The organism is Rhodoferax sp. GW822-FHT02A01, assembly GCF_038784515.1.
Lineage (GTDB): Bacteria > Pseudomonadota > Gammaproteobacteria > Burkholderiales > Burkholderiaceae_C > Allorhodoferax.
The window spans coordinates 1467509-1487611 of sequence record NZ_CP152376.1 but is presented as its reverse complement, the minus strand read 5'-3'; the positions used below and the strand labels follow the sequence as shown (position 1 = coordinate 1487611).

The 20103-nt window shown below is 61.5% G+C and carries 25 protein-coding genes; 12 read left to right on the top strand and 13 right to left on the bottom strand.

What is annotated here, in order from left to right; translation table 11 throughout:
- The first annotated feature begins 1 nt into the window (after position 1).
- Both AAGF34_RS07000 and AAGF34_RS06995 read left to right on the top strand, forming a co-directional pair.
- Positions 2-1018 carry an ABC transporter substrate-binding protein gene (locus tag AAGF34_RS07000; protein ID WP_342619897.1) on the top strand — a complete coding sequence of 339 codons (1017 nt, stop codon included), beginning with the start codon at positions 2-4 and terminating at the stop codon, positions 1016-1018.
- Positions 1019-1043: 25 nt separating this feature from the next.
- A complete protein-coding gene (locus AAGF34_RS06995; protein ID WP_342619896.1) occupies positions 1044-1709 on the top strand; it encodes a TetR/AcrR family transcriptional regulator in 666 nt (221 codons plus the stop codon).
- Between the two features lie 4 nt (positions 1710-1713).
- Here the strand turns inward: AAGF34_RS06995 and AAGF34_RS06990 are convergent, their stop codons facing one another.
- The 5 genes from AAGF34_RS06990 to nhaR form a co-directional block, all read right to left on the bottom strand.
- A complete protein-coding gene (locus AAGF34_RS06990) occupies positions 1714-2829 on the bottom strand; it encodes a sulfate ABC transporter ATP-binding protein (protein ID WP_342619895.1) in 1116 nt (371 codons plus the stop codon).
- A gap of 28 nt (positions 2830-2857) precedes the next feature.
- Positions 2858-3763: a sulfate ABC transporter permease subunit CysW gene (cysW, locus tag AAGF34_RS06985; protein WP_342619894.1), complete on the bottom strand. Its 906-nt coding sequence runs from the start codon at positions 3761-3763 to the stop codon at positions 2858-2860.
- Entirely contained in the window at positions 3760-4653 is an 894-nt protein-coding gene (gene cysT / locus AAGF34_RS06980; protein WP_342619893.1) for a sulfate ABC transporter permease subunit CysT, read from the bottom strand. Before cysT ends, cysW begins: the two co-directional genes overlap by 4 nt.
- On the bottom strand, positions 4654-5652 hold the full coding sequence (locus AAGF34_RS06975; RefSeq protein WP_342619892.1) for a sulfate ABC transporter substrate-binding protein: 999 nt from the start codon (positions 5650-5652) through the stop codon (positions 4654-4656). It abuts the gene before it with no gap.
- A 176-nt stretch (positions 5653-5828) separates the two neighbouring features.
- The gene (gene nhaR, locus AAGF34_RS06970; RefSeq protein WP_342619891.1) at positions 5829-6722 is read right to left on the bottom strand and encodes a transcriptional activator NhaR; all 894 of its coding nucleotides are present in this window, start codon (positions 6720-6722) and stop codon (positions 5829-5831) included.
- 108 nt (positions 6723-6830) lie between these two features.
- On the opposite strand from nhaR, the gene AAGF34_RS06965 reads away from it, so the two are divergent.
- The 5 genes from AAGF34_RS06965 (at position 6831) to AAGF34_RS06945 (ending at position 10673) form a co-directional block, all read left to right on the top strand.
- Entirely contained in the window at positions 6831-7352 is a 522-nt protein-coding gene (locus AAGF34_RS06965) for an Rrf2 family transcriptional regulator (RefSeq protein WP_342619890.1), read from the top strand.
- A 143-nt stretch (positions 7353-7495) separates the two neighbouring features.
- A complete protein-coding gene (gene tauA, locus AAGF34_RS06960; protein WP_342619889.1) occupies positions 7496-8509 on the top strand; it encodes a taurine ABC transporter substrate-binding protein in 1014 nt (337 codons plus the stop codon).
- 10 nt (positions 8510-8519) lie between these two features.
- Positions 8520-9311: an ABC transporter ATP-binding protein gene (locus tag AAGF34_RS06955; protein WP_342619888.1), complete on the top strand. Its 792-nt coding sequence runs from the start codon at positions 8520-8522 to the stop codon at positions 9309-9311.
- The gene (locus AAGF34_RS06950) at positions 9308-10195 is read left to right on the top strand and encodes an ABC transporter permease subunit (protein WP_342619887.1); all 888 of its coding nucleotides are present in this window, start codon (positions 9308-9310) and stop codon (positions 10193-10195) included. The genes AAGF34_RS06955 and AAGF34_RS06950 overlap by 4 nt, the downstream gene beginning before the upstream one ends.
- Positions 10196-10301: 106 nt before the next feature.
- A complete protein-coding gene (locus AAGF34_RS06945; protein ID WP_342619886.1) occupies positions 10302-10673 on the top strand; it encodes a DUF2934 domain-containing protein in 372 nt (123 codons plus the stop codon).
- Positions 10674-10683: 10 nt separating this feature from the next.
- Here the strand turns inward: AAGF34_RS06945 and mnmD are convergent, their stop codons facing one another.
- The 8 genes from mnmD to AAGF34_RS06905 form a co-directional block, all read right to left on the bottom strand.
- Entirely contained in the window at positions 10684-11403 is a 720-nt protein-coding gene (mnmD, locus tag AAGF34_RS06940; RefSeq protein ID WP_342619885.1) for a tRNA (5-methylaminomethyl-2-thiouridine)(34)-methyltransferase MnmD, read from the bottom strand.
- A gap of 33 nt (positions 11404-11436) precedes the next feature.
- Complete coding sequence (locus AAGF34_RS06935; RefSeq protein ID WP_342619884.1) at positions 11437-13452, bottom strand: family 2A encapsulin nanocompartment cargo protein cysteine desulfurase; 2016 nt, start codon at positions 13450-13452, stop codon at positions 11437-11439.
- Positions 13427-14356 carry a family 2A encapsulin nanocompartment shell protein gene (locus AAGF34_RS06930; protein WP_342619883.1) on the bottom strand — a complete coding sequence of 310 codons (930 nt, stop codon included), beginning with the start codon at positions 14354-14356 and terminating at the stop codon, positions 13427-13429. Before AAGF34_RS06930 ends, AAGF34_RS06935 begins: the two co-directional genes overlap by 26 nt.
- Before the next feature lie 63 nt (positions 14357-14419).
- Positions 14420-14725 (bottom strand): helix-turn-helix transcriptional regulator, encoded by a 306-nt coding sequence (locus tag AAGF34_RS06925; protein WP_342619882.1) that lies wholly within the window; start codon positions 14723-14725, stop codon positions 14420-14422.
- The gene (epsC, locus tag AAGF34_RS06920; protein WP_342619881.1) at positions 14725-15663 is read right to left on the bottom strand and encodes a serine O-acetyltransferase EpsC; all 939 of its coding nucleotides are present in this window, start codon (positions 15661-15663) and stop codon (positions 14725-14727) included. The genes AAGF34_RS06925 and epsC overlap by 1 nt, the downstream gene beginning before the upstream one ends.
- 14 nt (positions 15664-15677) lie before the next feature.
- Positions 15678-16145, bottom strand: a complete 468-nt coding sequence (locus AAGF34_RS06915) for a rhodanese-like domain-containing protein (RefSeq protein WP_342619880.1) — start codon at positions 16143-16145, stop codon at positions 15678-15680.
- A gap of 127 nt (positions 16146-16272) precedes the next feature.
- Positions 16273-16422, bottom strand: coding sequence for a hypothetical protein (locus AAGF34_RS06910; RefSeq protein ID WP_342619879.1), 150 nt, complete (start codon positions 16420-16422; stop codon positions 16273-16275).
- Positions 16423-16549: 127 nt separating this feature from the next.
- Positions 16550-16777, bottom strand: coding sequence for an HNH endonuclease signature motif containing protein (locus AAGF34_RS06905; protein WP_342619878.1), 228 nt, complete (start codon positions 16775-16777; stop codon positions 16550-16552).
- A gap of 92 nt (positions 16778-16869) precedes the next feature.
- Here AAGF34_RS06905 and AAGF34_RS06900 point away from each other — a divergent pair, with 92 nt between their 5' ends.
- The 5 genes from AAGF34_RS06900 (at position 16870) to AAGF34_RS06880 (ending at position 20044) form a co-directional block, all read left to right on the top strand.
- On the top strand, positions 16870-17295 hold the full coding sequence (locus AAGF34_RS06900; protein ID WP_342619877.1) for a MerR family transcriptional regulator: 426 nt from the start codon (positions 16870-16872) through the stop codon (positions 17293-17295).
- The gene (locus AAGF34_RS06895; RefSeq protein ID WP_342619876.1) at positions 17292-18287 is read left to right on the top strand and encodes an aldo/keto reductase; all 996 of its coding nucleotides are present in this window, start codon (positions 17292-17294) and stop codon (positions 18285-18287) included. The genes AAGF34_RS06900 and AAGF34_RS06895 overlap by 4 nt, the downstream gene beginning before the upstream one ends.
- A gap of 56 nt (positions 18288-18343) precedes the next feature.
- Positions 18344-18619 (top strand): hypothetical protein, encoded by a 276-nt coding sequence (locus AAGF34_RS06890; RefSeq protein WP_342619875.1) that lies wholly within the window; start codon positions 18344-18346, stop codon positions 18617-18619.
- Positions 18620-18634: 15 nt separating this feature from the next.
- The gene (yghU, locus tag AAGF34_RS06885; protein WP_342619874.1) at positions 18635-19507 is read left to right on the top strand and encodes a glutathione-dependent disulfide-bond oxidoreductase; all 873 of its coding nucleotides are present in this window, start codon (positions 18635-18637) and stop codon (positions 19505-19507) included.
- A 216-nt stretch (positions 19508-19723) separates the two neighbouring features.
- Positions 19724-20044, top strand: coding sequence for a hypothetical protein (locus AAGF34_RS06880; protein WP_342619873.1), 321 nt, complete (start codon positions 19724-19726; stop codon positions 20042-20044).
- The last annotated feature ends 59 nt before the right edge of the window (positions 20045-20103 follow it).

Sequence of the window (20103 nt, the reverse complement as noted above, 5' to 3'; positions counted from 1 at the left end):
CATGATTCGTTCTCGCAAATTCACCAGTAGCCTGCTGGCTGCGGTATTGGCCGTGTGTGGCGTTGCTGCCAGCACCGGCGCCCTTGCCAATGAAGCGGTGACCGTGCAGCTCAAGTGGGTGCCGCAAGCCCAGTTTGCCGGTTATTACATGGCCGCTGCCAAGGGCTACTACAAGGCCGAGGGCCTGGACGTCACCATCAAACCCGGTGGCCCGGATATCGCTCCCACACAAGTGCTGGCAGGCAAGCAGGCCGACATCGTGGTGGACTGGATGCCCTCCGCCCTGGCTTCGCGTGAAGCTGGCGTGCCGCTGGTCAACGTGGCCCAGATCTTCAACCAGTCCGGCCTGATGCTGACCTGCAAGAAGAAGAGCGGCGTCTCCAGCCCCAAGGACTTCAAGGGCAAGACCCTGGGTGTCTGGTACGGCGGCAATGAATACCCCTTCCTCAACTGGATGAGCAAGCTCGGCCTCAAGACCGACTCCGACATCAAAATCCTCAAGCAAGGCTTCAACGTGGATCCGCTGCTGCAGGACCAGGCCGCCTGTATCTCCACCATGATCTACAACGAATACTGGCAAGTCGTGGAAGCCGGTGTGAAGGAAAAGGATTTGGTTACCTTCTTCTATGAGAAGGAAGGCGTGGCCACCCTGGAAGACGGCCTGTATGTGTTGGAACCCAACCTGAAAGACCCGGCCTTCGTCGCACGCATGGGCAAGTTCCTCAAGGCCACACTCAAGGGCTGGAATGATGCAGTGAAAGATCCCGCCGGTGCCGCCAAGGCTGTGGTAGATGCTGACACCTCTGGCAGCTCCAACCTGAAGGTGCAAACCCGTCAGATGGAAAACGTGGCCAAGCTGATCACCAATGCCGGTACCAAGAAGATCGGCTACCTGGAACCCGCCGCCTATGAGCGCACCGTCAAGGTGTTGCTGGCTGGTGGCAGCGACCCCGTGATCAAGAAGGATCCGGGCAAGGCCGCCTACTCGCACGCCATCTGGGACGCTGCGCAGAAGTAATCAGCCGCAAGCAGGAAGCACGCGAATGCCATTGAATACCAAGACCGTTCGCGTGCGTCCACAGACAGAGGCTGCAGAAGCCCAGACCAAGGGCCTCATTCGCCAGACGAACGAGGCCCGTATTTTGTTGGCTGCGGAGAAGGTATTTGCCCGGGCCGGATTTGGCGGCGCCACCATGGCCGCCATCGCCGAAGCAAGTGGCTTACCCAAAGCCAATCTGCATTACTACTTCGGCAGCAAGGACGTGCTGTACCGCGCGGTCCTGTCGCACATTCTCAACGACTGGCTGGTACCCACACACGGCATCACCGTAGACGCCGAACCACGCGCTGCGTTGGAAGCCTATATCCGCGCCAAGATGGACCTCTCCGCCCAACGGCCAGACGGCTCCAAGGTGTTTGCCAATGAATTGCTGCACGGCGCGCCGGTGGTAAGCGAACTGCTACGCACCGAGCTGCGCCAGCTCGTCAAACAAAAGGCTGCCGTGGTGCAGGGCTGGATTGATGCCGGGCGCATGGCACCGGTCGATGCCACCCATCTCTTCTTCACCATCTGGGCGGCCACGCAGACCTACGCCGATTTCGACGTGCAGGTCAGTGCCGTGCTGGGCAAGGAATCCCTGAGTCCCAAGGACCATGCCCGCGCCACCGAGCATGTGGTGTCGCTGATCCTGCGCGGCTGCGGCCTGTAGGTCCTCAGGCCACGAACACGCGCGCCTTGCGCGGCGTCAGCACCAGCGTCTCACCTTCCTTGAAGGCTTCTTGCGCGAACTGCGTGGCAGGGATCTGCGCTTCAATGATGTCGCCGCTGCCGGCCGCCGAGGCGTCCAAGGGCAGCAGTTCCAGCCGCGCAATCGGGCCCACCACAATGGCGCGCACCAGCTTGGCGGGGATACCGCTCTGGGGGTTCTCTGCGCTAACCTTGGCGGCCTCACCCGCCTGGTAGCGGCGCACATCCAGATCGTGGGGGCGCACATAGGCAAAGGCTTTGGCGTCCTGTGTGTCACTGTGTTCGGGGCTGGCCAGACGCACGCCGTGGAGCTGCTCGCCGATCAGCATCTCGCCCTCGTGCGCACGGCCGTGGAACAGGTTCACATCACCCAGAAAGCCATACACAAAGGGACTGGCTGGATGGTCCCACACTTCCTGCGGAGATCCGATCTGCTCAATGGTGCCGCTGTTCATCAGCACCACGCGATCGGCTACTTCCAGCGCTTCTTCCTGGTCGTGCGTCACAAAGATGCTGGTCACGTGCAGGTCGTCGTGCAGGCGGCGCAGCCAGCGGCGCAATTCCTTGCGCACCTTGGCGTCCAGCGCACCGAAAGGTTCGTCCAGCAGCAGCACCTTGGGCTCCACCGCCAGGGCGCGGGCCAGCGCGATGCGCTGGCGTTGACCGCCCGAGAGCTGCGCCGGATAGCGGTCGGCCAGCCAATCGAGTTGCACCAGGTTCAGCAGCTTGTGCACTTTCTCCTTGATGACAGCTTCCGAAGGGCGGGTTGCGCGTGACTTCATGCGCAGCCCGAAGGCCACGTTGTCAAACACGGTCATGTGGCGGAACAGCGCGTAGTGCTGGAACACAAATCCCACATTGCGGTCGCGCACATGCACGTCGGTGGTGTCTTCACCGCTGAACAGAATATTGCCTTGGTCCGCTGTTTCCAGGCCGGCAATGATGCGCAGCAAGGTGGTCTTGCCGCAGCCCGACGGGCCCAGCAGTGCCACCAGTTCCCCGGAGTCTATGTCCAGGCTGACATTGCGCAGCGCATGGAAGTTGCCGAAGTGTTTGTCGACGTTGCGAATGGCGATGCTCATGGTTTCTTCTCTAAATTTCGGGAAATGGTCACGTGGCAGACGGTGCAACAACCAAGGGGCGCTCGGGTGGCAGTGCCGCCGCGGCTTTTTGATCACGTTCGAATCGCCACTCCACAACCTGCTTGATAACTAGGGTGACCAAGGCCAACAGGGCCAGCAGCGATGCCACCGCAAAGGCTGCCACCGACTGGTACTCGTTGTACAGAATCTCCACGTGTAGCGGGATGGTGTTGGTCTGGCCGCGGATGTGGCCGGATACCACCGACACCGCACCGAACTCGCCCATGGCGCGCGCGTTGCACAGGATTACGCCGTACACCAGGCCCCACTTGATGTTGGGCAGCGTCACATGCCAGAAGGTCTGCCAGCCGGTGGCACCCAGCACGATGGCCGCTTGCTCCTCGTCGGTTCCTTGCGCCTGCATCAGCGGAATGAGTTCGCGGGCAATGAACGGGAAGGTTACAAAGATGGTGGCCAGCACAATGCCTGGTATGGCAAACACGATCTTGATGTCGTGCGCCTGCAGCCACGGGCCGATCCAGCCCTGGGCGCCAAACATCAGCACATAAATCAGGCCGGCCACCACGGGTGATACCGAGAACGGCAGGTCCACCAAGGTGGTCAGAAAGGCCTTGCCACGGAACTCGTATTTGGCAATAGACCAGGCAGCGGCAATGCCAAATACCAGGTTCAGCGGCACCGCAATCGCTGCGGTGATCAGCGTCAGCCGGATCGCGCTCCAGGCGTCCGGCTCCTTGAGCGCTTCAAAAGCCGCATCGCCGCCCTTGCGCAAAGCCTCGGTGAACACCGCGGCCAGGGGCAGCACCAGGAACAGGAAGATGAAAGCCAGCGCAATGGTCAGCAGGGTCCATTTGACCCAGGTGGGTTCAGTCGTTCCGGCTTGTGCGCGCCGTACCGTGCGTGTATTGCTCATGACGAACTCCCGCCGGAGCGGCGACGCTGCCAGGCTTGCAGGGCATTGATGACGAGAAGCAAGAGGAAGGAGATGACCAGCAGCACCACGGCGACTGCGGTGGCTCCGGCGTAGTCGTATTGCTCGAGCTTGCCGATGATGATGAGGGGGGTGATTTCCGAGATCATGGGCATGTTGCCGGCAATGAAGATCACCGAGCCGTATTCACCGATCGCGCGGGCAAAGGCCATGGCAAAGCCGGTCAGCAGTGCCGGTGCAATAGTCGGCAGGATCACGTGCCAGAAGGTCTGCAGACGGGTGGCACCCAGGCAGGTGGCGGCTTCTTCCAGCTCCTTCTCGGCGTCTTCCAGCACCGGTTGCACGGTGCGCACCACAAAGGGCAGGCCGATGAAGATGAGTGCAATCACCACGCCGTTGCGGTTGAAGGCCAGCTGGATGCCGTAGGGCTCCAGCAAGGAACCGATCCAGCCATTGCTGGCCAGCAGCGCGGTGAGCGAAATGCCCGCCACCGCAGTGGGCAGTGCGAAGGGCAAGTCCACCAGCGCGTCGATGATTTTCTTGCCGGGGAAGCTATAGCGCACCAGCACCCAGGCCACCAGCAGGCCGAACACGGCGTTCACCAGCGCCGCAATCAGGGACGCGCCAAAGGTCAGGCGGTACGAAGCCAGGACCCGGGGGCTGCTCACGGCCAGCACGAACTGGTCCCAGGTCAGGGTAAAGGTTTTGAAGATCAGTGCGGACAGCGGAATCAGCACGATCACGCTCAGATAAAACAGCGTGTAGCCCAGGGTGAGCTTGAAGCCCGGCAGCACGCGCCGGGGCGTTCGGCGGTTTGCGGACGCGTTGTCGGCACCCTGCACCGACAGGGCGTTCGCGGTGACGGCACTCATTTACTTGACCGTATACAGCTTGTCGAACTGACCACCGTCGTTGAAGTGCACTTTCTGTGCTTCGGCCAGGGAGCCGAACAGCTCTTCCACGGTGAATAGCTGGATGGGCTTGAAGGTAGAGGCGTACTTCTTGAGGATGGCGGCGTTGGTCGGGCGCAGGGCGTGCTTGGCGGCAATCTCCTGCGCTTCATCGCTATAGAGATAGGTCAAATAAGCCTTGGCAAGATCGGCCGTTCCCTTCTTGGCCACAGTACGCTCCACCACGGCCACCGGGTTTTCCGCCACGATGCTGATGCTGGGGTGGATGGCGTCGACCTTGCCGGTGCCAAATTCACGGTCCACGGAAACCACTTCGGATTCAAAGGTGATCAGCACATCGCCGATATTGCGTTGCAGGAAGATGGTCGTGGCATCGCGCCCGCCCTTGGCCAGTACCGGCACATTCTTGTAGAGCTTGGCCACAAACTCAGCGGCTTGGGCATCTGTGCCACCCTTCTTGCGCACATAGCCCCAAGCGGCCAGATAGGCCATGCGGCCGTTGCCGCCGGTTTTGGGGTTGACGACCACGACTTGAACGCCTGGTTTGATCAGGTCGTCCCAGTCCTTGATGCCCTTGGGATTGCCCTCACGGGTCAGGAACAGCATGGTGCTTGAATTCGGCGATGCGTTGTTGGGGAAGCGTTTCTTCCAGTCCTTGGCCACCACACCGGCATTGGCCAGGAAGTCCACGTCGGTGGTGGTGTTCATGGTCACCACGTCAGCGTCCAGGCCGTCGGCCACAGCGCGCGCCTGCGCGCTGGAACCACCATGGGACTGGTCAATCTTGATGTCCTTGCCGGTGCTTTTCTTGTAACTGGCAATGAAGGCGGCGTTCACATCCTTGTAGAACTCGCGCGACACGTCATAAGACGCATTCAGCAATGTCTGGGCGGATGCCAGATTGCTTACCGAAAGCGCCAAGGCCGCCAGGGCCAACGTCAGTTTTTGTTTGAATTGCATGGGTCAAGTTCAGGAAGGGTTGAGCGGCGGGTGCGAAAACACCCCATTGGAGTCCGCATTGTGCAGACCGAAGCCGCAATAACCAACGAATACTTGGTTGTTTGCATATGCGGATTCCCTCTATAGAAGGGTTCTCCATATGCAGAAAGCCTTGAAGCTCGGGAGACTCGGAGCAATCAGCCGAACAGCGTGACGCGGGCCGCATCGGTGATGGCCACGACGCATGGATGGGTAATGCGGCGCTCCACGGAGACGGCAAAAAACTCGTCCCGCAGCTCGTCGGTGCGGCCAATGACCTTCACGCCAAACTGCCGGATGATTTCGTCCTCGACCACACTGGGCGCCATGAACACGCCCCGGCCCTCGCGCCCGAAGGCGGTCATCAGGGCACCGTCGTCAAACTCGCCGACGATCCGTGGCTGCACACCGTGGCGCGTCAGCCAACTCTCGAGTTGGCCGCGAACCGAGGCTTGCGTGCCGGGTATCAGCATGGGCTGGTTGGTCATGCAGTGGGGAAACTTGCCCTTGAGCTGCGCCTTGAGTTCCGGCGTACAGAAGAAGCTCATGGCGGTGCCACCGAGCGCATGGTTGAAGGCACGCACGTTCAGGCGACGCGACATGGCTTCGTCGGCAATTACCAGATCCAGGCGGTTGAGCGCCAACTGCGCCAACAGGTCGGGGAACTTACCCTCCACGCAGATGAGCCGCACCGGCTCGTCAATGGACAGCGCCGGCTCCAGCAGCCGGTAGGCAATGGACTTGGTGACCGAGTCCGCCACACCCACGGAAAAGTCCAGAACCTTCTTGCCGTCCCGGGCGGTCTGCAAGGCGCTCTCCAGTTCAGCGCCCAGCGTGAATATCTGATCGGCATAGCCCAGGGCGATTCGTCCGTCTTCGGTCAGTTCCAGATTGCGGCCGCTCTTCTTGAACAGCTTGCGGCCCAGCCAGTCCTCCAGCAACTTGATCTGGCCGGACAAGGTTTGGGGCGTTGTGTGGAGCTGTTCCCCCGCCCGGGTGATGCCGCCGGCCTTGGCCGTGACCCAGAAGTAGCGCAGGTGTTTGAAGTTCATCAGTTTTTCGCGAAGTAAAGTAATGAAAAATTCGACTTTTCACGAAGCATTGTCGACCCTATATTCCACTCACACAAGTGCCTTTGCACTTGCATAGGAGTGATAACCATGCGACTCAGTACCCGTGGACGTTTTGCCATTACCGCCATGATTGACCTTGCGCTGCGCGACAAGGGCTACCCGGTACCTCTATCTGACTTGGCCTTGCGCCACGGCATTTCCCTTTCCTATTTGGAGCAGGTGTTTGCCAAGCTGCGCCAGCACAGCCTGGTGGAAAGCACACGCGGCCCCGGCGGCGGCTACACCCTGGGCTTTCGCGGTGACAGCATCACCGTGGCAGACATCATCAGTGCCATCGAGGAAGTGGGTGACCCCCAAAGCGCGCGCAAGCAACGCCAGGGCGTGCTCAACACCCAGGCGCTGTGGGACTCGCTACATACCGCCGTGTTTGAACATATGAAGACCATCACGCTCAAGAGCTTGGCAGATGGCCAGCGCGCCGCAGGCTTCAAGGTGGATGAACGCCGCAAGGTCAGCAACAAGGGCGTAATGCCTGCCGCACCGCGCCCAGTTTTGCGCAACCTGCCACCGAACTCGGTGTTCGCACTGGCGCAGCATTTCCGCCCCTGATGTGTGGCGGCCTGGAGCCGCCATCTTCGTTATTCACATTTACAAGATCGAAAACGGTCTTTGTCTAGCGCGAGGTCCCTCCATACAGTTCACCGAGGGTCACGCACCGTGGGCCTGTGAATTGTTAAAGAAGGACCTCGCACATGAAAATCGATAGAAGAAAGCTTGCCGCGACGCTAGCCACCCTGGCCCTAGCCGCCGCCTTTGGCGTGAGCGCTGCAGACAAGTCTGTGGTGGTCGGTTACCAGACCGACGCATTGCCCTCTTCGCTGGGCATTGCCAATGGAGACTATGAAAAGGCCACGGGTTACAAGATTGACTTCCGCAAGTTCAATTCTGGAGCTGACGTGTTCGCCGCCATTGCCTCCGGCGACGTGCAGGTGGGTTATGTAGGTTCCAGCCCCTATGCAGCAGCCACTTCCCGTGGACTGGACGTCAAGGCTTTCTATCTGGCTTCCATTTCGGGCATCGACGAGGCGCTGGTCGTTCGCAACGGATCGGGCATCAACTCCCTGTCCGATCTCAAAGGCAAGAAGCTTGCCGCGGCTCCCGTGTCCACAGACCATTACCAGTTGCTGGCACTCATCAAGAGCCAGGGCCTGACCGAGAAGGACGTGCAGGTCTTTGCCATTCCCCAGCCTGAAATCGTGGCCGCTTTCAACCGCGGTGACATCGACGGTGGCTTTGTCTGGGATCCGGCGCTCACCGAGCTCAAGAAGAACGGCAAGGTATTGGTGACCTCCAAGGAAGTGGCAGAAAAAGGTGCGCCCACCTTCTCCGCCTGGGTCGCCACTGGCGCCTTCGCCAAGGACCATCCGGAGTTCCTCAAAGGGTTTGCCAGCGTGATTGAAAAGCACACCCAGTCCTTTTTGACCAACAAGGCCGCCTGGAACAAGGACAGCGACAACGCCAAGCAGCTTGCCAAGTTGCTGGGCGGCACATCGGCCGATCAGGCTGCGGGCCTGCTCAACCTGAACCTGGTGCCCTTGACTGCACAGGCTTCCGACGCCTGGCTGGGCGGTGGTGAGAAGTCCGGCGTTGCCAGAATCCTGAAAGAGACTTCTGCCTTCCTGAAAGAGCAGAAGAAGATTTCCGACGTGTTGCCCAGCTACGCGGCCTACGTGACTCCCACGGTGGTTGCGTCCCTGAAGAAGTAAGCAGGCTTTCATGCTGAAGGTCGACAACGCCAGCGTCTTTTTTGAGGCCCGCAATGGCCGCCCGGTACAGGCACTCGATAACGTTTCACTCGAGATTCCCAACGGCGGCTTTGTGGTGGCTTTGGGCACATCGGGGTGTGGCAAGTCCACCCTGCTCAATGCCATGGCGGGGTTTCTGCCTCTGTCCAAAGGCACGATTACCTTGGACGGCCAGCCCGTCGGTGGGCCCGGCGCCGACCGCGGGGTGGTGTTTCAGAAAGACACCTTGCTGCCCTGGCAGTCGGTGCTGGACAACGTGGCTCTGGGCCTGAAGTTTGCTGGCGTGCCGCGGCGCGAGCGTGAAGAACGGGCACACGAACTGCTGCGCTTGGTGGGCTTGCAGGACTTTGCCAAGTCTGCGCCCTACGAATTGTCAGGTGGCATGCGCCAGCGCGTCGGCCTGGCACGGGCGCTGGCTACAGACCCCAAGATCTTGCTGATGGACGAGCCATTTGGTGCACTCGACAGCATGACGCGCGAACACATGCAGGAGCTGCTGGTATCGGTATGGGCACGTACCGGCAAACAGGTGTTCTTCATCACGCATTCCATTGAGGAGGCCTTGTTCCTGGGCACCCAGGTCATTGTGATGTCACCGCGTCCGGGTCGGATCGTGGCGCGTTTCGACGTGGATTTCGTGCGGCGTTTCGCGCGCGATCGGGATGCGCGTGCCATCAAGACCTTGCCCGAATTTTCCGAACTGCGCGAAGAGATCCGCAGCATCGTGCACCAGACCGAAGACCAGGAGTTGGCAAGCGTATGAGCGATATGGCTGCACAGCTGGCATTGATTCAGAACGTGGACGCCAGTCCCACCGTGATGTTGCCGGATACCAAGACACCTGCGCCCAAGGTTGTGAAGATGCGCAACTTTGGCATCGGGGAAGGGTCCACTGCGCCTATCAGCCTGATCAGTGGCGTTGTGTTGCTACTTGCCTGGTGGGGTGTGACGCAAGCGGGCTGGGTCTCCCACCTGTTTTTACCCACACCGGCTGAAGTCATCACCATGGCCCAATCGATCTGGGCGGATGGCTATGCCAACGCCACCTTGTGGGAACATGTATCGGCCAGTCTGGCACGCATCCTGTCGGCAGCGGCCATTGCCGTACTGCTGGGTATTCCGGTGGGCCTGCTCATGGGGTTGAACCGCTGGGCCAAGGGCGTGCTGGACACGCCCATCGAGTTCTACTGGCCGCTACCGCCCTTGGCGTACCTGCCCTTGATGGTCATCTGGCTGGGTATTGGTGAAGCATCCAAGATCACCTTGCTGACGCTGGCCATGTTTGCACCCATCGTGCTCTCGGCCCAGGCTGGGGTGCGTGCGCTGCCCATCGAGCGCGTCAACGCGGCACTCGCACTGGGCGCCAGCCCCTGGCAGCTGTTTACCGAAGTGGTGCTGCCCTCGGCACTGCCTGAAATCTTGACCGGCATACGCATTGCGCTGGGTGTGGGCTGGGGCACGCTGGTAGCCGCCGAACTGATTGCCGCCAATCGGGGCATCGGTTATCTGATCATGTCGGCCTCACACTTCCTGGCGACGGACGCAGTGTTCGTGGGTATTGGCGTCATTGCCATCTGCGCCTTTGGTTTCACCCTGGCTATGCGCCTGTTGGAGAGCGTACTGGTTCCCTGGAAGGGCAAGAGCTAGACATCAATCAAGTAACGTGCCTGTTATGGCGCATGCGGTACAGTTCTTGCACACCCGCAGGGCCCACCGCGGTGGGGTTCTTTCGATGCAAATACAGGAGACCCTTATGGCAACCAGCAAGAAAGCGGCAGATGCCCCCAAGGCAGCACCCGTAGTCACTCCGGCAACCAAGCCGGCAACCGCCGCCAAAAAAGCGGCCCCTGCCAAGAAGGCTGCGCCGGCAAAGGCAGTGACCAAGCCGGTGCCAGAAGCAGTACCGGCAACCAAGGCCCCGACCAAGAAGGCACCAGCCGCGAAGAAAGCGGCCAAGCCAGCAGCACGCGTGATCACACCTGAACAGCGCGCCAACTACATTGAGGTGGCCGCCTTCTACATTGCCGAGCGCCGCGGGTTTGCGCCCGGCAATCCGGAAGAAGACTGGTTGCTCGCTGCCGCAGAAATTGACCGCCTGATTGACGGCGGTCATTTCGGCAAGTAGGCGCACCCATTCAGGGCGCAGTCAAGCCGTTGTAGCTGGCTTCCAGCCGGTGCCATTTGGGTGCAACGCCTGGTTTGCGGCGCACGCTGAAGCCCGCCTGCCGTAAGCCGCTACGTACACTGCTGGCCACTGAAAAGCTGGCCAGGGTGGTGCCCGCAATGCAGCGGGCCGCCACCGCACGCAAGGTCTCGTCGGACCACATCTGCGGGTTCCTGGCCGGGCTGAAACCATCCAGGTACACGGCGTCCGCGCGGCAATCGAGTTGCTGCAGCATGGGCAGCACATCGCCTATGGCCAAGGTCAGAAGGATGGCACCTTGTGCGAGGCTGAACTGCTGCATGCCGGGCCGCAGCGTCTGCCAATGCAAGGCCAGTTCCCGCGCCAGATCGACAAGAGGCGATATGGCCTGTGTGTCGCTCAACGCTTGGGCACTGCGCACCACATCTGCGGCCGAGACCGGATAGGCCTCCACCGCCACATAGTGCAACCGCGCACAACGGCGCGCATCTGCCAGCCAGGTTGCCCAGGTCGCCAGAAAATTCAAACCCAGGCCAAAGCCGGTTTCCAGAATGGTGAAGTGCTCGGTGTTCTGCCAACGCTGCGGCAGATGGCAGCCGCCTACGAACACCGTCTGCGCCTGCTGCCAGCCGCCGACGCGCGAACGGTAGACGTCACCGAAGCGGGGACTGGTGGGGCACTGGTCTTCTGACCATTCAACCGGCTCATGCATGGCGCCGGATGATAAAGCCCCCCAATCGCCCCTTCAGTGGGAGCGCGCCGAGCTCAGGCGCCGCACCACGGCGATGAAGCGGTCCACCTCTTCGCAGGTGTTGTAGAACGCCAGGGATGGCCGTACCGTGGCTTCCAGTCCAAAGCGGCGCAGTATGGGTTGCGCGCAGTGGTGGCCGGAGCGCACCGCAATGCCTTCGCGGTTGAGTTCCTTGCCCACTTCCTCCGTGGTGTAGCCCTTGAGCACAAAGGACAGCACGCTGGCCTTGTTCTGCGCCGTACCGACCAGACGCACGCCGGGAATGGGTCGCAGCAGCTGCGTGGCGTATTCCAGGATGTCGTGCTCGTAGCGCGCAATGTTTTCCAGACCGATGCGCTGCACATAGTCGATGGCCGCACCCAGGCCTACGGCGTCGGCAATGTTGCCGGTGCCGGCCTCGAACTTGTTGGGCGGGGGCTGGAACAGCGTGCGCTCGAAGGTCACGTCTGCAATCATGTTGCCGCCACCCTGCCAGGGCGGCATGCTGTCGAGCAGCTCGCGCTTGCCGTAGACCACGCCAATGCCGGTAGGTCCGAAGATCTTGTGGCCGGAAAACACGAAGAAGTCGGCGCCAATGTCCTGCACATTCACGCGCATGTGGCTGACCGACTGTGCGCCGTCCACCAGTGCCTTGGCACCGGCACGGTGGGCCAGCTCCACGATTTCCTTCACCGGCACCACGGTGCCCAGTGCGTTGGAAACCTGGGTCACAGCGACGATCTTGGTGCGGTCGTTCAGCAGCTTCTTGTACTCGTCGAGCAGTACCTGGCCGGAGTCGTCCACCGGGATCACGCGGATGCGTGCGCCCTTTTGCGCGGCCAGTTGTTGCCAGGGCACGATGTTGGCGTGGTGCTCCAGGTTGGAGACGATGATCTCGTCGCCTTCCAGCACGTTCTGCACACCCCAGGTCTTGGCCACCAGGTTGATGGCCTCGGTCGCTCCGCGCACGAAGATCACCTCTTCCACACTGGATGCACCCAGGAAGGCGCGTACCTTCTCGCGCGCACTCTCGTACGCGTCGGTGGCGCGAGCTGCCAGCTCGTGGGCAGCGCGGTGGATGTTGGAGTTCTCGTGCTCGTAGAAGTACGAGATGCGCTCGATCACCTGGCGTGGCTTGTGGGTGGTGGCGGCGTTGTCGAACCAAGCCAGCGGACGACCGTTCACACGCTCTTGCAGGATGGGAAAGTCGCGACGGATCGCGTTCACATCAAACGCCGGGTGGCGTGCCTGCGGGTCTACTTGCGGATCACGCCCGGCATAACCACTGGGCGGACGCTTCTGGTCCAGGAAGTAGAACGGGCCCGCGGCGTGGGCGGCATCGGCCTGTTGCGGCCGGCCGCCCACTGCGGAGCCAGGGGTCGCACTAGAGGGTGCTGCGCTGCGCGGGTTGTCGCTCAGCAGGGCACGCAGGTCATCCGCTCCGGGCAGGCCGAACGAGTGCGCCGTGACACGGTCTTCGCGCGGCACAGAGAATTCGGTCAACGTGGAGGGATAGCCACTGCTCTCACCCAGAAAGTAGTACGGGGTGGATGGTGTTCCTGGAAGCGGCGAAGGCGACTGCGGCGCAGCGGGAAGCGATGCCGCAAACCCTTCAGGCACACCCAGCGCTTGGCCGCCAGTACGGTTGTCCACGGCAGGGGGCACGATGGCCGCGTTGTCGGGAAGACCGTTGGTTGCAGCGGAATGCGGCAGCAGCGATGGCGTGCTGGCGCCCAGCGACAGCACGTTCTGCGGCGTCGTGGGTGCCACATTGGCACCCGGCGCAATGGTTCCGGCCAGCTGCGGTTCGCGCACCAGCGGCCCCAGCGATGTACCGCCGGGCAGCACATTCGTTGGTGCTGGTACGCCACCGAGAGCGGGCGGATTGGGCGCGCCGGAAGGCAGCTTGGGCGCTTCACCCGGCAGGGCGGCGAAGAAGGCGCCGGCCAGTTGGGTGAGCGTGGCTACATCAGGCAGTCCAGCGGGAGGCGTGGCTCCCGGCAGATCACTTGTAGGTGTCTGGATAGTCATGGAACTTGCCAATCTCAACATCTTCCAGAACGGCCAGTGCGTCGTCGGACTGCACCACCAGCGAGCAGTACAGGCTGATCAGATAGGACGCAATCGCGCTGCGGTTGATGCCCATGAAGCGCACCGACAGGCCCGGGCTTTGTTCGCCGGCCAGACCGGGCTGGTACACGCCGACTACGCCCTGGCGCTTGTCGCCTACACGTAGCAGCAGGATCTTGGTCTTGCCGTCAGCCACCGGCACCTTGTCGCTGGGGATCAGCGGAATGCCGCGCCAGGTCAGGAACTGCGAGCCAAACAGGCTCACCGTGGGTGGCGGCACACCGCGGCGAGTGCATTCACGGCCGAAGGCGGCAATGGCCAGCGGGTGGGTCAGGAAGAAGGCGGGCTCTTTCCAGACCTTGGTCAGCAGCTCGTCGAGGTCGTCGGGCGTGGGTGCGCCGGTCAGCGGGTAGATGACTTGCTCGGGCGCGACGCTGGCCAGCAGGCCGTAGTCGGGGTTGTTGATGAGCTCGGACTCCTGGCGTTCCTTGATGGTCTCGATCGTCAGGCGCAGCTGTTCCTTGATCTGGTCATGGGGGCTGCTGTAGAGGTCACTCACGCGGGTGTGCACGTCGAGCACGGTGGACACGGCGTTCAGGAAATACTCGCGTGGCTGCTCTTCGTAGTCCACAAAGGTCTGCGGCAGTTCGGATTCATCCCGCTTGGTGCAGGCCACCAGCACGTCCTGCGGATTCTTGACCTTGTTGAGGCGGTAGATGCCCGCTTCCACCGGCGTCCATTGCAGCAGGTGCACCAGCCAGCGCGGGCTGATGGTCGACAGGATGGGTACTGTCTTGGTCGCGTTGGCTAGTTGCCGTGCGGCGCTGTCACTGAGCGCTTGTTGGGAAGAGGTGTTCTCGGACATGAATGACTCCGTGGGATGTGAATGAGAAACAGGGAATGAGTGTCTGAGGCCTGAAGCCCGTCTTCAACAGGCTATAGACGTCAATTGAATGCCGGCGACCACATGGTGTTGGGCCAGCCGTTCGGTCTGCGCCAGCAGGTGGCTCACGCTGACGCCAAATGCAGTGGCCAGCTTCTCCAGCGTGATGAGCGAGGCGATGGCTTCACCGCGCTCCAGTTCGCCGACGTAGGAGCGGTTCAGGTCGGCCTTTTCAGCCAATACCTCTTGTGACCAGCCTCTGCCCTCACGGAACCGGCGTACGGTGGCACCCAAGTGCCGGGTGAGGCTGACTGCGGTCTGGGATGGAGAGCGGGGAGTGGGGCGCGGCATCAACGGGCTTTGTTGTCCTGGCGCAAGCTGGCCTGGGTGATGGCGGTGCCCGGCTCCACATCGTGCGTGAGCCAGACGTTGCCGCCGATAGAGGCGCCTTTGCCGATGGTGACGCGGCCCAGCACGGTGGCGCCGGCGTAGATGACCACGTCATCTTCCAGGATCGGGTGGCGCGGCTGACCTTTGATGGGTTTGCCGTCGGCGTCCACCGGAAAACTCTTGGCGCCCAGTGTGACCGCTTGATACAGGCGTACCCGCTGACCAATCAGCGCGGTCTCACCAATCACGACACCGGTGCCGTGGTCGATGAAGAACCCGGCGCCTATGGTTGCGCCCGGATGGATGTCAATGCCGGTTTGCGCATGCGCCAGTTCCGCCACGATGCGTGCCAGCAAAGGCACACCGGCCATGTACAGCGTGTGGGCCACGCGGTGGTGAATCATGGCCAGGATGCCGGGGTAGCACAGCAGCACTTCGTCCACGCTGCGCGCGGCCGGGTCGCCATCAAAAGCGGCAATCACGTCGCTGTCGAGCAGGCGGCGGATGTGGGGCAGGGCATCGCCGAACGCGCGCACGATGCGCTCCGCCCTTGCGCCCAGTTCGGTGTCGTCGATGTCATGCACATGGCGTGCGGCATGGCGCAGTTCCAGGTGCACCTGCTCCAGCAATGCATGCAGCACCGAGCCCAGGGTGTGGCCGATGTAGAAGTCTTCGCTTTCCTGCCGCAAATCCTTGGGCCCCAGGCGCATGGGAAACAGCACGCCCTGCAGTCCATGAATGATCTCTGCCAGGGCATCGCGCGACGGCAGTTCACGCCCGCCCGGCTCGTTGGAGCGCTGCTGCGCGGTGCGCCATTGCTGTCTTACCGCGGCCAACTCCGAAACAATGTTCTTGAGATCAAAAAGTGGCGGTTCAATTTTGTTGTGGTGCTGGCTCATGCAGGCGCTCCAGCTCAGTCCTGTACCCAAGGGAGGTTGTGGAAGCGCCAGCCATCCTTGGTGCCGCGGTGTTTGTCCAGGTCGATCTCGCCTTCAAAACCTTCCAGGATGTTGAACACGCGGGGAAAGCCAGCCTGCGTCGCTGCCTGCGCTGCCAGGGCCGAGCGCTTGCCGCTGCGGCACAGCAGCAGGATGGTGGTCTGCTTGCCTACCTTGACTTCCAGCTCGCGCACAAAACGCGGGTTGCGTGTGAGTGCGGTACCAGTGGCCCAAGCCACATGCTGTGTGCCTGGCACATGGCCAACGAACTTGCGTTCTTCGGTGGTACGAACATCGACCAGCACCGCCTCACCTGCCGAAACCAGCTCCCAGGCCAGCTGCGGCGGCACCGCGCCCGCGTAGGGCAAACCGGTGGCAAGGGCTACCGCACGAATGGATTCGAGTGCGGCGGGCAGGTTGGCGGTGTCGGTGGTGGCAGTCATGGTGCGGTGTCCTTTGGTCTCGCTGAGGTCAGGTAATGCGAGGACTGTAGGAGCGCATCGTTCAAACGCAAACGAGTTTTAAAGTAGTTGTATAGTTGGTTTTTGCATATGAGCGCCGTGGTCTGCGTTACACCGGGCGCACAGGCAGCAACAGCAGATTGACCAGCACATAGGCCAGCACGACGATCAAAACCGCCACGCCCAGTCCGGGCAGGAATTCAACATCATCAAACGGGTTGTCCGGCTGGGGCCCTGGGTTGTGGTCGGTCTCTGGCATGTGTTCCTCCTGCGTGCATGCGCCTTGTCGGTCTTGGAAACCATTCTTGGCTACAGGGGAAGAAACGCGAACGAAGAAAACCGCGCTTGCTCATGCTGCAAGCGTGTATGCCAGGCTATGCAGGCCCTTAGGGAAGCAGCGGCTTTTTCATGTGACGCTGGTGGTTGCAGCGGGCATGGCTGATGGCTAGGTTCTCGACATGGCTGTTGCCGCCCTCGCTCAAGGGCTGGATATGTTCCAGCGTCGCTTCCGCGGGCGCCACATGTTCACCGCACATCCAGCAAGGAACTTTGCCGTGTAACTGGCGGGCCACTGTCTTGTAGATCTTGTCGCGTGTCAGGGAAAGTCTGCTCATGCCCCTCAGTATGCACAGCTTCCAGTAGGTGGCAGTACCGCCGCAAAAACAATGCTTGACTTCGAGTGCACTCGAAGTCTTACAGTGCCCGCATGACAACCTTCTTCAGCATCGCCGAGGCATCCCGCGCGACAGGTCTCTCGGCCCACACCTTGCGCTATTACGAGCAGATTGGCCTGATTGCGCCCGTGGCCCGCAGCAGCGGTGCACGCCGCTACAGCGCAGAAGACATGCGCTGGCTGGAATTCCTGGTCCGGCTGCGCTCCACCGGCATGCCCATGCGCGACATGCAGCGTTATGCGCAGTTGCGACGCCAGGGGCAAGACCCGGAAGGCGTGGCCGAGCGGCAGGCTTTGCTCGAGCGCCATGCCATACGCCTGGAAGAGGAGCAGCGTCTGCTGGCCGAGAACCTGCAGATCATCCGCGACAAGATCCAGACTTACCAGGCAATGCAGACAACCCCTCCAGGCAACACAAGCCATGTATCAACTTTTTCCAAAGGACGACTGAAACCATGAAGACACGCACACTGGGCCGCAACGGCCCCACCATTTCCGCCATCGGCCTGGGCTGCATGGGCATGAGTGATTTCTACAGCCACCGCGACGATGCCGAATCCGTGGCCACCATCCACCACGCGCTGGACCAGGGGTTGAATTTTCTGGACACCTCCGACGCGTACGGGCCTCACACCAACGAGGTGCTGATCGGCCAGGCCATTGCGGCCCGGCGCGCCGATGTGTTTCTGGCAACCAAGTTCGGCATCTGCCGCGATCCGGCCAACGAGAGTGCGCGCACCGTGAACGGCAGACCCGAATACGTCAAGGCCAGTTGCGATGCCAGCCTGCAACGCCTGGGGGTGGAGCAGATCGATCTGTACTACCAGCACCGCGTCGACAAGACGGTTCCCATCGAAGAGACCGTGGGCGCCATGGCCGATCTGGTGCGCGCGGGCAAGGTGCGCTACCTGGGCCTGTCCGAGGCATCGGCGGCAACCATAGACCGGGCCTGCGCGGTGCATCCGATTGCCGCTCTGCAAAGTGAGTACTCCTTGTGGACGCGTGATCCGGAATTCACCGGCACGCTGGCCGCCTGTCGGCGCAACGGCATCAGCCTGGTGGCCTATTCACCGCTGGGCCGCGGCTTTCTCACCGGAGCGTTTACCAAACCCGAGGACCTGCCGGAGGAAGACTACCGCCGCCGCTTTTCGCCACGCTTCCAGGGCGACAACTTCGATGCCAACCTCGCCCTGGTGCAACAGGTCAAGCAGCTGGCCGAAGAAAAAGGCATCACCGCAGCCCAGCTCGCACTGGCCTGGGTGCTGGCGCAAGGGGAGGACATCATCCCGATCCCGGGCACCAAGCGGCGGACCTATCTGGACATCAACATCGGTGCGTTGGATGTGGTGTTGGGGCAAGACGAGCTGGAGCGGCTGAACGCGGTCTTCCAACCGGATGCGGCGGCGGGTCTGCGTTATCCGGAAGCTTTTCTTGGTTCGGTCAACGTCTGAGCAGGAGCACTTGCCCTTGCGCGAGCGGTGCTTGCACACCCGCTTTATGATGAAGCATGTTCAAAATCTACAGGACCGACGCCGAGTCACAGGCCTGCTCGCAAGACGAAGAGCTGCTCACCAAAGCACTTGAAGTTGTCAAGGAAAAGCGGGATGCGGGGTATTCCTTTGTCACCATGGTGGCAGAAGACCCGCGCCATGTGGGCAAGCCCGGCGTCGATGCCGTGGTGGATGGAAAGACGCCGGATGGCCAGGACTATGAATGGTCCAAGACCGGCCGCGCTGGTCGACCCCGCCGCAACGACAAGATCGTCGCCACCAAAGACCACTGACTGGAATGCCGCTCCATGCCTGAAGCAAAGCCCTACGTACCGCCCAAAGTCTGGACCTACGACAAGGAGAACGGCGGCCAGTTCGCCAACATCAACCGCCCCATCTCCGGCCCCACGCACGAGAAACCGTTGCCGCGCGGCAAGCATCCTTTGCAGCTGTACTCGCTGGCAACACCCAACGGTGTCAAGGTCACGGTCATGCTCGAAGAGCTGCTGGCGCTGGGCATCACTGCCGCCGAATACGACGCCTGGCTGATTCGCATCAACGAAGGTGATCAGTTCGGCAGTGGTTTTGTAGAGGTCAACCCCAACTCCAAGATCCCGGCGCTGGTGGACTACAGCGAGCCCGAGCCGGTCCGGGTCTTCGAGTCCGGCTCGATTCTTCTGTACCTGGCAGAGAAGTTTGGCGCCTACATTCCCACGGGGCGTGCCAAGCGTACCGAGTGCCTGAACTGGCTGTTTTGGCAAATGGGCAGCGCGCCTTATCTGGGCGGTGGATTCGGGCACTTCTATGCCTACGCGCCAACCAAGATCGAGTACGCCATAGACCGCTTTGCCATGGAGACCAAGCGGCAGCTGGATGTGCTGGACAAGCGCCTGGCGCAGAGCCGCTATATCGCGGGTGACGACTACTCCATTGCAGACATTGCCATCTGGCCCTGGTATGGCGGGCTGGCCAAGGGGCTTCTGTACGGCGCTGGCGAGTTCCTGCAGGTGCAGGAGTACACCCATGTGGTGCGCTGGGCCGATGAAATCGCGCAGCGCCCGGCCGTCATCCGCGGCCGCATCGTCAACCGCGCATTCGGCCCGCTGGAATCCCAGCTGCATGAGCGCCATGATGCGGGCGACTTCGAGACCCGCACGCAGGACAAGATCCAGAAAGCCTGATCAGAAAATTCTGAACGTGGTCGGAATTTTCCGGCTGCGATTCCGCCTATTCCGATGCCGGGGAAGACCCGGAGGTTCAGGAGAGCCTGCAAGCCTGCGCCAGTGCCTATCTTGCCAAGCCTTTCAGCCCGGTGCGCCTGATTTCATTGGCACATCAATTGGTTCATGGTTCGGTGGAGGGGCTGGATTCGCAGATGCGACCAAGAGTACAAGAGCTTGACCAACACCATCTCGGAGCGGGTACGGGTACAGATCTTGCTGCTTGCGCCGGCGTATCCCCCCGATATGCGCAAGGAGTCCAAGGTGAAGCAGTCCATCGTCTCAACCGGCACCAAAATAGGTGCCGGTTCCGTCATTTTGGTCGCCGCCGCTCTGGTTCTGGGCATGCTGTTGTTCAACCCGCACGGCCGTATCAACCATGCGATCAAACAGGCGCATAGCCACCTGCAGGACAAGGCTCCTCTCACAGTTCATGAGCCGGAGGTTATGAAGTCCAAAGAAGTTCCCAAGCAGACGTCCGCCGCAGTAGATGATTGAGCGATAGCCTGGCAACCGTTGCCCGTGCCAGTGATCGTCTGCTGGCACACGGACGCTGC